Origin of the sequence: Varibaculum massiliense, from assembly GCF_900106855.1 — a bacterium.
Classification (GTDB): domain Bacteria; phylum Actinomycetota; class Actinomycetes; order Actinomycetales; family Actinomycetaceae; genus Varibaculum; species Varibaculum massiliense.
Genome location: NZ_FNWI01000004.1, coordinates 1,267,173 through 1,280,244, shown reverse-complemented (window position 1 = coordinate 1,280,244; position 13,072 = coordinate 1,267,173). Strand labels below are relative to the sequence as shown.

The window sequence follows — 13,072 nt, the reverse complement described above, 5'->3', positions numbered from 1 at the left end:
GACCTTAATCATTACAGGTAACATCACTATCCGGTAAAACTCCGCCCACCAGGTATTTATCTACGGTATCTTGCACGCAATCAGACCCTAAACCGTAAGCGGTGTGGGAATAGGATTTCCAGGTCAAAAGCCGCGAGTTAGGGATTTGCTTATGTACGGAACGCGCCATCTCATAAGGAGTCGCCGGATCCCCCGTATTGCCCAGCAACAATATGGGTTGCGCCCCCTCGATTTTTACTTTTTCCCGTTTAGCGGCAGAAGGCCACGGCCACTCCTGAAGCGCGTATTCTCCGTACGCCATCGAAGACCCCATAATCGGGAAGTCCCGTAAAATCTTCTTCCCGCGTTGGTCCCACTCTTTTTTATCTCCCTGCACCGGATAGTCGGCGCCGTTAATCGCCATAAAAGCATCCTGGGAATTATCCTTAAATTTTCCGTCAGAACCGCGATCATTAAATAAATCCGAAACCTGCAAGAGTGGGGTGCCATCGCCCTTAAACGCCGCCTGTAACCCTTCTAGCAGCGAAGGGTAGAGAGTTTCGTAATAGAGCATCCCAATCGCCGCCCCAAAAGCTAAAGCCCCATTTAGGGGGCGAGAAGCATCTTCAGTGGGAATCGGAGAGGCATCGGCAGCGGCGAAAAACTCTTTCAAGTGCTTCAGACCTGTCTCTTTAGTTTTCCAGGGGCAATTCTTACCTTCCCGCACGCACCAGGATGCAAAGTTGCCGAATGCCTCCTCGAAACCTTTCGCCTGCGCTAAGGAAACCTGCCCAAAGGAATACGACCCGTCCAAAATCCCGTCCAGTACCAGGCGCCCCACATTCTTCGGGAATAATTGCGCATAGGTTATCCCCAGGAACGACCCATAAGAATACCCCAGGTAGGAAAGTTTTTTATCCCCGAGGACGGCCCGTAAAATATCTAAATCTCGCGCCGTAGAAACCGTATCTAAATACCGTGCCAAGTCACCACTTTTTTCTTGGCAGCGCTGAGCAAACTCCTTCATATCGGCAATCGAACGTTCCCGACCGGCGGCAGTACCAAGATCGAGGCTCTCGGCTAAAGATTCATCCTTTTGAGCATCCGTGGTGCATTCTATCGGGTGTGAGCGAGAAACTCCCCGCGGATCAAACCCCACTACGTCAAAGGCCGAAAACACCTGATCAGAAAACATATCTGCAGAGTTTCCTAGCAGGTCAACCCCCGATCCACCAGGTCCGCCCGGGTTAATCAGCAGGCTCCCCAATTTCTTCCCGCTTGCCTGGCTGCGAGCCAGCGCCAACTCAATATCTTCCTTCTTAGGGTCGGCGTAATCCAAAGGTACTTTTACCTGCCCGCATTGATAATCTTTAAGCTCATCTTCCGCGCAGGGTACCCAGGAAATTTTTTGCTGATAGTAGCTTTCCAGTCCGGCGGGAATGGCAGCGTCCTCTCCGGCTAAAGAATTAGTTCTAGAGGAAGCAGAAGGGGCTAATTTGGAGTGGGGTTTAATCGGTACCCCACACGCCGATAGGGTTAGGCAAAGCGCAAAAGTTGTTGCTAACAGCGTGAATAGTTTTCGTTTGACCATCATTTACTGCCTTAAATCCATCATCATTGCTTCCATAGTAAGCAACGGGGTCACATTTGCCTCCAGGCGCTGCCTGGCCTTCCGGATTGCATCGATACGCGTCAAAGTGCGCGCAGCCGAAGATCCTTGTGCCAGCTTGACCAGGGTTTCCTCTAAATCAAGGTTAATCACCGGCACCTGCGCCCCGCACTGCAGCAGGTAAACATCGCGGTAGAAACCTAAAAGATTGAGCAGCACCCGGTCAAGACTGTCACGCAGGTAGCGGGTAGCGCGGCGCTTTTGATCTGCTTTTAGCGCAGTTTCCTGGGCTTTTAAAGCCGGCGGCAAACGCGTGCCCTCCTGGTCATATCCCAGGGAGCGCCGCAACTGCGCCAGTTCCTGCTGATCTTTTTCTTCCGCCCGTTTACTAGCATCCGCTTTCGCTGCTTCTACCAATTTTTGCGCCAGCAGCGCTGCCTCACCCACGCTGGAAGTAGTGGTGGCAGAAAGTAAAATTTTTCGGCGCCGCTCCAGTTCTGCCGGATCGCGAGCTAAAGATTTCGCTACCCCAATATGGGATTGAGACATCGCCGCTGCTCGGCGGGCAGTTTCGGGAGCAATCCCCTCCCGTTCAACCAGTAGCTGCGTCACTTCCTCCACACTGGGGGTAACTAGGCTGAGGTGGCGACACCTAGAACGAATAGTAGGTAACACATCGCCGGGTTGGGTGGTGCAAAGTAGCCACACGGTGCGCGGGGGTGGTTCTTCGATTGCTTTCAGCAGCAGATTCGAGCTGCGCTCCACCATCCGATCGGCGTCTTCCATCAAAATCACTCGCCATTTTCCCCCGGCAGGTGCCTGCTGTGCCAGGGTCACCAAGGAAGCGATCTCCTCGATTTTGATGATTAGGCGTTCGGTGGTCACCACTTTAACATCTGGATGGGTGCCTTTAAGGACGCGCTTACACTCGGGGCATTGTCCGCACCCAGGGGTTTGGGGATCTTCGCATTGCAAAGCCGCTGCAAACGCCAGGGCGGCTACGGAACGTCCCGCCCCGGCAGGCCCGGTAATCAGCCAGGCATGTGCCATTTGTCGAGCTAAAGCGGCATCATCACTGCCTGCTTCCCGCAGGTTCCTCGCTGCCCGGGCAGCAGCCTCGAAAACCGCTACCGCCGCTTTTTGCCCAACTATCTGATCCCATACGCTCATAGCTGCCGCAAACCTACCTGCTGATTGCGTATGTTCTGTGCTATTTCCGCCAGGTCAGCGGAGTCTTTGGTCGCAAAATCTCGTTTTTCTTGCCGGCCTCCCTCCGCTTTTGACTTTGCCGCAAAAGCCGCGCTAACCAGGGATAAGACTTGCTGATGGATTTCTTGCACTCCGGCGGTAGCATCAATAACCTTTATCCGCTGCCGGTCGCGCTCAGCTATCTGCAAGAAGGCTTGCCGCACTGCCTGATGGAATTCGGCACCAGCAGCCTCCATGCGGTCGGGACGCTCGGTTCGCCGCGCCACTAGCACCTCCGGGTCACCATCAAGCAATATAGTCAGGTCAGGGCGCAAATTTCCGGTAGCCCACAGAGAGATTTCTTCAATTTTTTCTAACCCCAGACCCCGTCCTATTCCCTGATACGCCAAAGAGGAATCTAAATATCGATCAGAAACTACCACTTCGCCCGCCTGCAGATGCGGTTTAATTACCGTCTGTGCGTGCCAAGCCCGATCAGCAGCGTAAAGCAACGCCTCGGTATAGGGGTCAAGGTCTTCGCCATGCATGACTTCGCGGCGCAATCTTTGCCCCAATGAGGTGCCGCCAGGTTCGAAAGTGGCAATAGCCGCCGCCCCCCGCGTCGTTAACGCCTGCATTAACAGTTTCACCTGGGTAGATTTCCCGGTATAGTCCCCTCCTTCAAAGGAGATGAAGAAACCGGGGTAGGGTGCTGCGGCATTCATGTGTTTAGCTTACCGAACTTGGCAGGCGCGGCGCGCTCCTCTTTTAGCAAAAACGGTTCTAAAAGTCATTTAGGGGCGTGGTTAGCTTAGGACCGGCTTTCCCACCATGCCAGCAGCCGCTCACGCGCCGCCTCTTTACCGATTTCGCCTTCTTCTAGGCGCAAGTTCAACATGTATTTATAGGCTTTACCGACTTGCGGACCCGGCTTTAACTGCAAAATCTGCATAATTTCTTCCCCATCTAGTTCGGGGCGAATCCGGGAAAGTTCCTCTTTTTCTGCCAGCTGGGCGATTCGTTTTTCCAGGTCATCATAAGCATGTTCCAGGCGAGCGGCGCGGCGCCGATTCCGGGTCGTACAATCGGCGCGGGTGAGGCGATGCAGGCGGGTCAGCATCTCTCCAGCATCAGCCACGTAGCGGCGCACTGCCGAATCACTCCAAGCCTGCTCCCCGTAGCCATGAAACCGGAGGTGCAGGGAAACTAGCAGGGTTACGTCTTTAATGGTTTGCTTATCGAAATGGAGGGCGCGCATCCGTTTCCGGGTCAGCTTCGCCCCCACGATTTCGTGGTGATGGAAAGAAACTGTGCCATTACTTTCAAACCGGCGGGTGGCAGGCTTGCCCACATCATGCATGAGGGCGGCGAACCGCAAAATAAAATCGGGACGCGGTACCTCCCCCTCTGGTCCGGTCTCTAAAGCTATCGCCTGGTCAACAACGGTCAAAGTGTGTTCATAAACATCCTTATGGCGACCGTGTTCATCTACGGTAGCGCGCAGATTCGCCACTTCCGGTAGTACCATCGCCGCCAGCCCGGTATAAACCATTAGTTCTAGGCCTTTGCGGGGATTTTTACCCACCATCAAGGCCTCCAGTTCGGAGCGTACCCGTTCGGGGGAAACAATCTCGATGCGGCTAGCCATATTCTCCATAGCTGCCATCACCGGCATGGTTACGTCCAAATCAAGTTGGGAAGCAAATCGGGCGGCTCGCATCATTCGCAGCGGATCATCATCGAAAGACTGTTCCGGGGAAACCGGGGTGCGTAGCTGCCCTGAAACTAAATCGGCTATCCCTTGATGGGGGTCAACTAGGGTTAGGTCGGGCAGGCGCAGCGCCATTGCGTTGACCGTGAAATCCCGGCGAGTCAGGTCGCCCTCTAAAGTATCCCCAAACTGTACTGCCGGTTTCCGGCTGTCCTTTTGATATTTATCGCTGCGATAGGTGGTTACTTCTACAGTTAAACCTGCTTTATGGGCGCCGATAGTGCCGAATTCTTTGCCCATAGTCCACACGTTGCCCGCCCAGTTTTTCAAAATCTGTTCGGTTTCGTCTGGTCGCGCCGAAGTTGCTAGATCCCAATCGTGAGGCTCTCGCCCACACATGGCGTCCCGTACCGGCCCGCCTACCAGGGAAAGCTCCTGACCTTCGGCGGTAAACAAGTCAGCAAGTTCGCGGATCTGTGCCGGCAAATGCGCCAGGGCGCTGAGCATATTCTTTAGAGCGACCGCCGCATTTTCCGGTAGCTGCACCTGGGTTGCGGGCGAACCGGTCAAATTGGTAGCTAACTTCAGATTTTTATTCATTGTTTCCAGATTGCCAGAAACTAGACCACTCTTCCAAGTGGCAAGTTGTTAGCCCCTACTAAGGGCGCAAGGTAGCATTAAAGATATGTCCGTTCGCAATTCGTATCGTCGCCGCCGCCGCGCAGGGTCGCGCCGCTCCGGCTCTTTACCAATTGTTGACGAAACATCTGCTGGCGGGTTGGTATTAAAAGTTGAAAACCGCCAGGCTTTCGTGGCGCTAATTGCACGTCGCAACCGTAATGGGGAAATCGAGTGGTGTCTGCCGAAAGGACATTTAGAGAAGGGCGAAACCGCGCAGCAAGCCGCTCGGCGAGAAATTTTTGAGGAAACCGGGATCATAGGAAAAATAGTTGCTCCCCTAATTTCTATCGATTACTGGTTCGCCGGGGCGGGCAGGCGCATCCATAAAGTAGTGCATCACTATCTGCTAGAAGCCACTGGCGGCACTATCACCGTCGATAATGATCCCGATCATGAAGCTGAGGCAGCGGCTTGGGTACCCCTAGAAATGGTTTCTAAAGTGCTGGTTTATCCCAATGAACGCAAAGTCGTGGCCACCGCCCTCGAGTTATTAGAAATAGAGGATTAGCGTGTCTTCCTCGCGGATTGGGGCAAGGATTTTAGCGGCGATAATCACCTATGCGTGTTTTCTGCTTCTTCCGATTTTCCCCGCTCAAATAGCAATCGCAAAAGCCGCCGAGAACGATGAGGAAGGAAAAATAACTACCGCGATTTCTGCAATCAGCCCCGACACTCTTTCCTATAGCGAGGACGCAGCCAGCAAAGATGAAAAAATCACGGTGAAAGGACAGGTTACCAATAGTTCCCCATCCCCTTTAGAAGAGGTAAATGTCCAGATTTTAGCGGGCACGCGCCTAGCAACCAACGCCACCAATATCCGCGATTGGGTTAAGAGGGACTCCCGTGGAGGAATGGGACAGTTTTATGTTGCAGGCAAGAAAAATATCGGCAATATCAAGGCGGGTAGCGCGGTATCTTTCCAGATTGAAATCCCGATATCTACTTTGCCTGCCGCCAGCCAAAGCAAGCTGGGGGCTTTGGGGATTCAGGCATTAGCCAGCGCGAATAGGATAAAGAATACCGATTCTGTTCCCGGACGATCATTACTGCTGTATGCACCAACACCCAAGTCAGAGGCAAAAACTGATCTAGCGGTGGTTGCCCCGCTTTCGGCCTCCTCCCCTGAAATGGCTAAATGGCTGGCAAGAGGGGGTGCAGGCAGGGGTGCGACTGCCGCTGATCCAGGGGATATTCCTTCTCCCAAAGCCTTGCAGAGCGCCAGGGATAATCTAAAAATCCTCAATAATGTGTCCACGACTGGGGTTACTTGGGTGGTAGATCCGGCGCTGCTTCATTCTGACTCCCCCCTGCTGACCGGTAGGTTTGCTCCTTTACCAGAAAAACCTGCCCCTGAAAGACTGGATCCGGCACTACTGACCGCCCTCAAAACTGCGCAAAGTAAGGGCGCTAGTCTGTCTCTTGATTTATGGGGGGCACCCGATTTAGTGCAGCTAGATGAGGAGGGGCTCGCTAGAACGGCAAAATGGAATCGCCAGGTGGGTGCGCTTATAGGCAAACAGCTACAGCTGGCTCCTAGCAGCGTGTTCTTAGCGGATCCCCGTTGGATAAAACGCGCCGACCAGTTTTGTGAGGATAAATCTACCCAGCTCACCGCAGGTTGCGTATTTTTCACCGGGGCAGACCATCTGACCTTAACCAGTAACTACAACTACCAACCTGACCTGCTCGCTGAGCTAAACCTGGAAGGGAAAAAACGCGCCCTACTGGCAGATTACGGGGTTTTATCGGGACTGCTTGCAGATAATTCTCCCAGGGAGGCTTTCACTAACACCCAACTGGCGCGGGCGCTGCTGGCTGCGATAACCAGCGAGCGCCCCGCCCAGCCGCGGCTAATAAACGCGGTTTTACCCAATGGTGCCGTTGCGAATGCGGTAACCCAAAAGCGTTTGGCAAAGGTCTTATCTGACCCTTGGGTAAATCCTCTTCCTCTAGCTAAAGCGCTGGCAGCCGACCCCACCCCCGTGGCGTTAGCTGAAAAACAAAATGCTAATACCCTAGCTTCTTCACCGGTATCTTCTCTCGGGGTTGCCGGAAGTTCCTACCGCAGTCGCACCCAGACGCTCAACCAGGAACGAAACCAGCTGCTTTCATCATTACAGCAGATTACCCAGTCCTCCCAGCGAATCACTATCCCAGTTAACCAGCAACTATTGCTCGCAACTTCTAGAGCCATGACTGCTGCGGAGCGAAATCAGGCGCTTAATAATGCTGGCAGGCAGTTAGGGATTATTTCTAGGTCAGTGCAAATTCAATCCTCCTCCCGAATAAATCTCATCGCCACCAATTCCCAAATACCGATAAAAGTTACAAATCGACTTCCGCTGGAGGCAAACATACGTTTGCAACTACGTCCGACTGACTCCCGCTTGCGGGCAAAATCTGCCGTAGCAGTGACTCTTGCCCCTAAAGGGTCAAAAACTGTGAAAATTCCGGTTACGGCAGTCAGAAACGGCAATGTCCGCGCTTACGTGGCGATTTTCCCGCAACAAGGTAATCTAGTCCTTGGCGACCAACAACGGATTAACCTGCGGATTCGTAGCGGCTGGGAAGATAGCATTTTCCTGGGTTTTACTATCATCACCGCGGCAGTTTTCCTAGTTGGTCTGGTTCTTAATTTCCGCCGTGGCACCCGGATGAACCGACAATAGGTTAAAGGAGGAGGAAGTGAGCAGCGAGGACGAAAAAACTGACCCGGAAATCAAGGGCATCAAGAAAATTAATGTAGCTCGCGCCTCAGGAATCATGGTCGCGGGAACAATGGTCTCGCGCCTCCTCGGCTTCGTGCGGGCAGCCCTGCTTATTGCCCTCATTGGCTCACTGGGGGCTAATGATGCTTTCCAGGCCGCTAATAACCTCCCGAACATTATTTATAACCTGCTGGCATCCTCAATTCTCTCGGCAGTACTGGTACCGCAGATTGTGCGGGCGCTGCAACGAAAAAATTCTGACGAGTTCATTAACCGGCTACTCACCCTATTTACTACCGGTCTATTACTGCTAACCCTGGTGTGTGTAGCTCTTGCGCCCCTGTTTGTTACCTTATTTGCCGCGAAACTCGATCCCGGTTGGAAACAGTTGGCGATTACCTTTTCTTACTGGTCACTGCCACAGGTATTTTTCTATGGTCTTTATTCTCTTTGGGGGCAGTTCCTAAACGCTAAAGGTTCCTTCGGCCCCTATATGTGGGCCCCAGTAGTGAACAACGTGGTGGGAATTACTGGAATTTTTATTTTCTGGCGAGTGCTAGGCACCGAAACGGATTGGGCTCACGACCCCAGCGTCTGGACCGGGAAACCAATCATCCTATTGGCGGGAATTTCTACACTAGGAATTGTAATCCAGGCGTTAATCTTGTTGATTCCCCTGCGACGTACCGGCTTTAAGATGCGCCCAGTTTGGGGCATTCGAGGTTACGGTCTGGGGGAAGTTTCCCGCACCGCTATATGGGCTTTTTCAGCTCTGTGTGTAGCGCAACTCGGGTTTTTAGCTTTATCTAACGTGGCGGCAGCCGCTAATGGTTTCGCGGTAAAACATCAAGTAACTATTGCCACTACCACCGCCTATAACACTGCCTACACGGTGTATATGATTCCCCAATCAATGATTGTCACCTCCGTGGTTACTGCCCTATTTACCTCGATGAGCGCCATGGTGGCGGTCGGGCAAATCTCTAAGCTAAGAAAACAATTCCTGACCACCCAGCAGGGAGTTTCATTAATCACCATGTTGTGTGCCGCGCTGATTGTGGTGTTGGCGCTGCCCATCATGCAGGTAATCATGCCTACCACCGCACTTGCTTCAGTTAGAGTTTTCGCACAGGTTTTAGCGATAATGGCGCTCGGAATTCCCTTCCTGGGGGCTTTCAATCTTTCGCAGCGACTATTGCTGGCATTTGCGGATGCCCGCAGCACTTTCCTAGTACAAATCCCGATGACGATATGTACCCTGGTTGCTTGTGGATTAACCGTGATTTTCCTGCCCGCACAGTACTGGGTGATGGGAGCAGCAGCTGGCGAACAGCTTTCATACGTATTTGGGGTGGGACTAACCCTGAGAAGACTACACACTCAGCATTTACCTTTAGAATTTACCCGCCAAATGTGGCGTTCCCTCTGGACAATACTTTTGGCCGGAATCGGTTCCGGGTGTGCCGGATGGCTGCTATTGCACTATTGGGGTCCGCTTTCCGGTGGTGATCACGACCCGGCATTAACCCACATTTCTGGTGCTTTGGCACGGGGCTTCGTAGTTAGCCTAGTTATGACGGTGCTCTACTTGAGCCTACTGCTGGTTTGGCGTTCCCCTGCCCTCGCAATTTTAGCGGTTCCGATATGGAAGAAACTTCGCCCTGGTAAACCTCTACCGCGCCTTTGGGCTTTCGAACAACAAACCGCCACTACCTCTGATAATCAAGTGGCAGGTGACGAGGTAGCAGCGAGCGAGATAAAATCGGGGGAAGATACCCCCAACCTGGGGGACGCAGATGGTGAAGCCCGCACCATGACTGAAAATCAAGAACAGCCAATAAAAGAAGATGAGAAATCGTTTTCGCCGCCTGCAGGTGAACTAAGCAAGGAAGATGAGGATCAAGTGGCCAGTAAGCACCCCGAATCCCAGGTGGTCACCGCCAGCTACAACCCCGATGGCTACGTCAATCTCCAACCCGGGATGCATTTAGATTTCCCCGGGCAAGAAAGTTTCCAGGTTTTAACTTTGGGGCAACGTTTAGCGGGTGATTTTTTACCAGAAAAAGAGGTGTGGACGGTCACTGCTGAGAACGGTCAAAACGCAGAACTGCTAGTTTTCCAAGGTAAACAGGAAAAAACTCGCAACTACTACCAGCGCTTGCGCGAGGTTAACGCTAGCGGTCTCCAAGAGTTTATTTGGAGCTGCACCCATCCGGTTGAGGCGGTATTACTGCAGGCGACCCCCGCGCGGCCCCTTAGTGAAATCGTTGGCTCGGGAATGCCACCGCAAGTAATCCATTCCTTGATTTCACAGGTAAGCACAGCTTTAGCACAGCTACATGAAGCAGATTTAGCTTATGGCGCGGTCGCTCCCGCGCATATTTTGGTTTCACCAGCAGGACAGGTAATTATTCGCCTGGATGTAGCCGATCAAAACGCGCCTGCCCGCCTGAAGGCAGCACAAATAGAAGATGGTCAACGGGTATTGGAACTGCTGTATTTCCTGTGTTCCGGGAAAACTGACCAGTTTTTACAGGCAAAAGCAGGCGAGAAGCTACTTCCGCCTTCTGATTTTCACCAGGGTGATGATGTCGACCTCGATGCGGTTGCCTTGGCAGGAGCAGCGATGCCCTCCCCACGTCTTTGCCAAGCAATCGCGCAGCAATTGGGAGCAGCCAATCTATTAGCAGTCCAGAAGTGGCTAAGCGAGGACTCCCCCAGGGGAGAAACCACTGCGGGTTCGGATTCTGAAGCTATCGCGGAGGAGGCGTCCTTAGCATTTAAGGAAACCCAGACTGCTACCGATGATGACCACGTTGAGGAAGCTAATAAGTTTTCCGAAGGTGAAGATTTCAGCGATAAACCCGATAACGATGAGGCCACTGTGGATTCCGGTAAGAAACATGCAGATGCTGAGGAGATTCCCGGCTCACTAGGCGCGAGGAACGAAGATACGGAGAAAGATAAGCCTGATGCTAAGCGACTAGCTATGGAAGTTTCTCCTTCTCAGCGCCCGATAAAACCGGTGTTGCCTCCGGGAGCTAAGCTTCCGGGGCATCGCGAGCTCCCCTACGAAGAGGCGGCCAGAACTCAAGCTATTCCCCTGGCGGAAATGCAGGATATGAATCTTGATCCCCAGGAAGAAAAAGCCGGCTCCGATGCCTGGGTACCGCAGGCGGTAAGTACGGAACAAGCCCGGGCAGGGGCTGTTTCGCAACCCCCCAATTTCTTAGGGCGATTAAGTGCAGGTAAACAGGGGCAGGATGCTAGGCATATCCCTACGCTAGCTAGCGCGACTGCGGACGCGGGTAACCCAGAACCAGGGGCTACCCCGAAAGTTAAGCTAGCACCCACAATGGGTTTAACAAAAAATAAAAAAGCTGTGAAGAATCCGAAAAAAGCCGCAAAACAGCAGACCAAATTGGCGCGGAAAGTAGCTAGAGAGGCGGAAAAAGCAGCTAAGCGGCAGCAACGACAGCAGTTGCGCGAACAGCGGCGCAAAAAACGGATTTCTGAACTGTCACCCCGGGATTTAGAACCGGTCAACGCTACCCGCGGGATAATTCGTTCTAGCCTTGCTGGAATGGTAATCTTACTGGTAGTTTCGGTTTCAGTATTGCTTTTTTGGCCAACCCACACCCCGCCGGTAGCGAAGCCTTCGCCTTCCCAAACGCAAACTATCAAGCAGCCCGTCAAGCCAGCTATTGCGACTAAACCAGCTGAAATTGCCGGGGTAGCCTCTATTGATGCCGAAGGTAACGATACTGAACATCCAGAACTTGCTGACCGGATGATTGATGGCAACGAAGGAACCTTTTGGTTATCTCGATACTTTGTGGATCCCAAACTGGGAGATCGTAGCGGATTCGGGGTGCTGGTTACTTTCAAGGAACAGGCCGATATCTCGCAGATTCAGTTGAAGACCGGTTCTCAGGGCGGCAAGATTGAGGTGCGCGCGCTACCTAAATCTGGGCTTCCTCGCGATGGTAAAATCCTAGCTACCAGTAGTTTTGAAGAGAAAGTTACCATTAAACTTAATCCCAAAGCTAATGCGCATGCTTTAATTTTATGGTTCCCCGAACTACCGGTAGATGACACTGGAAAGAATCGGGCTAAAATTTCCGAAATTTCAGTTTCTTAGACCGGTAACTCTCTGGTTTCGCTTACTGCGTTAACTGGTTGCGGCGCAAGGTTTTAAGCTGCGAAAATAGCTTTAGTAACTGCGGGAGCGGGAAAATCTAGGAGGCTTCATGTCGGTACGCGACATTATCATTATCGGTTCAGGACCTGCCGGCTATACGGCGGCCATCTACACCGCCCGTGCGGGTCTTAATCCCCTGCTGATTGCTGGGGAAGTAACCGCAGGTGGCGCCCTCATGAACACTACCGAGGTGGAAAACTTTCCCGGTTTCCCTGAAGGGATCCAAGGACCGGATTTGATGGCGAATATGCTTTCGCAGGCTGAACGTTTCGGTTGCGAGATTCTTTACGAGGACGCCCTTGAGCTTTCCCTAGAGGGGGAGATAAAACAGGTGGTTACCTCCGAGGGCCAGTATCAGGCTCGCCGCGTGATTTTGGCGATGGGTTCGGAGTACCGCAAACTGAATGTGCCTGGCGAGGTGGAACTATCCGGACGCGGAGTTTCCTATTGTGCTACCTGTGACGGTTTCTTCTTCAAAGACCAGCATTTGGCGGTCGTCGGCGGGGGAGACTCCGCAATGGAAGAAGCGCTATTCTTAACTAAGTTCGCCAAGAAAGTAACGGTGATTCATCGCCGCGATCAGCTGCGCGCCTCCCAGATTATGGCCGAACGGGCTGGGGCTAACCCCAAGATCGATTTCGCTTGGAACAGTACTGTTGCCCAGATTAATGGGGAAGACAAAGTAGAGTCGATTACCTTGCAGTCGACTGTGGACGGCAAAGAAAGCACGTTGGACGCCACCGGCGTGTTCGTGGCGATTGGTCACGAGCCGCGCTCCCAGCTAGTTAAAGAACAGGTAGATCTGGATGAATCCAGATATGTGCGGGTTGACCTGCCCGGTACCGCCACCAATGTTCCCGGCGTATTCGCCTGTGGAGATTTAGTCGACCACACCTATCGGCAAGCAATTACCGCTGCCGCTTCCGGATGCCGAGCTGCCCTGGATGCCGAACGTTCCCTAGCTGACTAGCAGAATTATTCTTAACCATTTAGAG

General features: G+C 52.8%; 8 protein-coding genes. 4 read left to right on the top strand and 4 right to left on the bottom strand.

Translation table 11 applies throughout. The features are described from left to right. Positions 1–4 precede the first annotated feature (4 nt). From BQ5456_RS05735 to BQ5456_RS05720, 4 genes are all read right to left on the bottom strand, one after another. A complete protein-coding gene (locus BQ5456_RS05735) occupies positions 5–1,573 on the bottom strand; it encodes an alpha/beta hydrolase (protein WP_083378391.1) in 1,569 nt (522 codons plus the stop codon). Beyond that, the gene (locus tag BQ5456_RS05730) at positions 1,574–2,758 is read right to left on the bottom strand and encodes a DNA polymerase III subunit delta' (RefSeq protein WP_071129150.1); all 1,185 of its coding nucleotides are present in this window, start codon (positions 2,756–2,758) and stop codon (positions 1,574–1,576) included. It abuts the gene before it with no gap. Next, positions 2,755–3,501, bottom strand: coding sequence for a dTMP kinase (gene tmk / locus BQ5456_RS05725; RefSeq protein ID WP_071129149.1), 747 nt, complete (start codon positions 3,499–3,501; stop codon positions 2,755–2,757). The genes BQ5456_RS05730 and tmk overlap by 4 nt, the downstream gene beginning before the upstream one ends. A gap of 86 nt (positions 3,502–3,587) precedes the next feature. Further along, positions 3,588–4,994, bottom strand: coding sequence for a CCA tRNA nucleotidyltransferase (locus BQ5456_RS05720; RefSeq protein ID WP_083378513.1), 1,407 nt, complete (start codon positions 4,992–4,994; stop codon positions 3,588–3,590). 178 nt (positions 4,995–5,172) lie between these two features. Here BQ5456_RS05720 and BQ5456_RS05715 point away from each other — a divergent pair, with 178 nt between their 5' ends. The 4 genes from BQ5456_RS05715 (at position 5,173) to trxB (ending at position 13,047) form a co-directional block, all read left to right on the top strand. Next, positions 5,173–5,676, top strand: coding sequence for an NUDIX hydrolase (locus BQ5456_RS05715; RefSeq protein ID WP_071129148.1), 504 nt, complete (start codon positions 5,173–5,175; stop codon positions 5,674–5,676). Position 5,677: 1 nt separating this feature from the next. Then, positions 5,678–7,837 carry a DUF6049 family protein gene (locus tag BQ5456_RS05710; protein WP_071129147.1) on the top strand — a complete coding sequence of 720 codons (2,160 nt, stop codon included), beginning with the start codon at positions 5,678–5,680 and terminating at the stop codon, positions 7,835–7,837. A gap of 16 nt (positions 7,838–7,853) precedes the next feature. Further along, positions 7,854–12,017 (top strand): murein biosynthesis integral membrane protein MurJ, encoded by a 4,164-nt coding sequence (locus BQ5456_RS05705; RefSeq protein ID WP_071129146.1) that lies wholly within the window; start codon positions 7,854–7,856, stop codon positions 12,015–12,017. A gap of 109 nt (positions 12,018–12,126) precedes the next feature. Beyond that, complete coding sequence (trxB, locus tag BQ5456_RS05700) at positions 12,127–13,047, top strand: thioredoxin-disulfide reductase (protein WP_071129145.1); 921 nt, start codon at positions 12,127–12,129, stop codon at positions 13,045–13,047. The last annotated feature ends 25 nt before the right edge of the window (positions 13,048–13,072 follow it).

What these genes read in the sequence shown, in the direction of transcription:
- trxB (WP_071129145.1), top strand. Translation starts at nt 12,127, where the DNA reads ATGTCGGTACGCGACATTATCATTATCGGTTCAGGACCTGCCGGCTAT.
- BQ5456_RS05720 (WP_083378513.1), bottom strand. Translation starts at nt 4,994, where the DNA reads ATGCTCAGCGCCCTGGCGCATTTGCCGGCACAGATCCGCGAACTTGCT.
- BQ5456_RS05730 (WP_071129150.1), bottom strand. Translation starts at nt 2,758, where the DNA reads ATGAGCGTATGGGATCAGATAGTTGGGCAAAAAGCGGCGGTAGCGGTT.
- BQ5456_RS05715 (WP_071129148.1), top strand. Translation starts at nt 5,173, where the DNA reads ATGTCCGTTCGCAATTCGTATCGTCGCCGCCGCCGCGCAGGGTCGCGC.
- tmk (WP_071129149.1), bottom strand. Translation starts at nt 3,501, where the DNA reads ATGAATGCCGCAGCACCCTACCCCGGTTTCTTCATCTCCTTTGAAGGA.
- BQ5456_RS05735 (WP_083378391.1), bottom strand. Translation starts at nt 1,573, where the DNA reads ATGATGGTCAAACGAAAACTATTCACGCTGTTAGCAACAACTTTTGCG.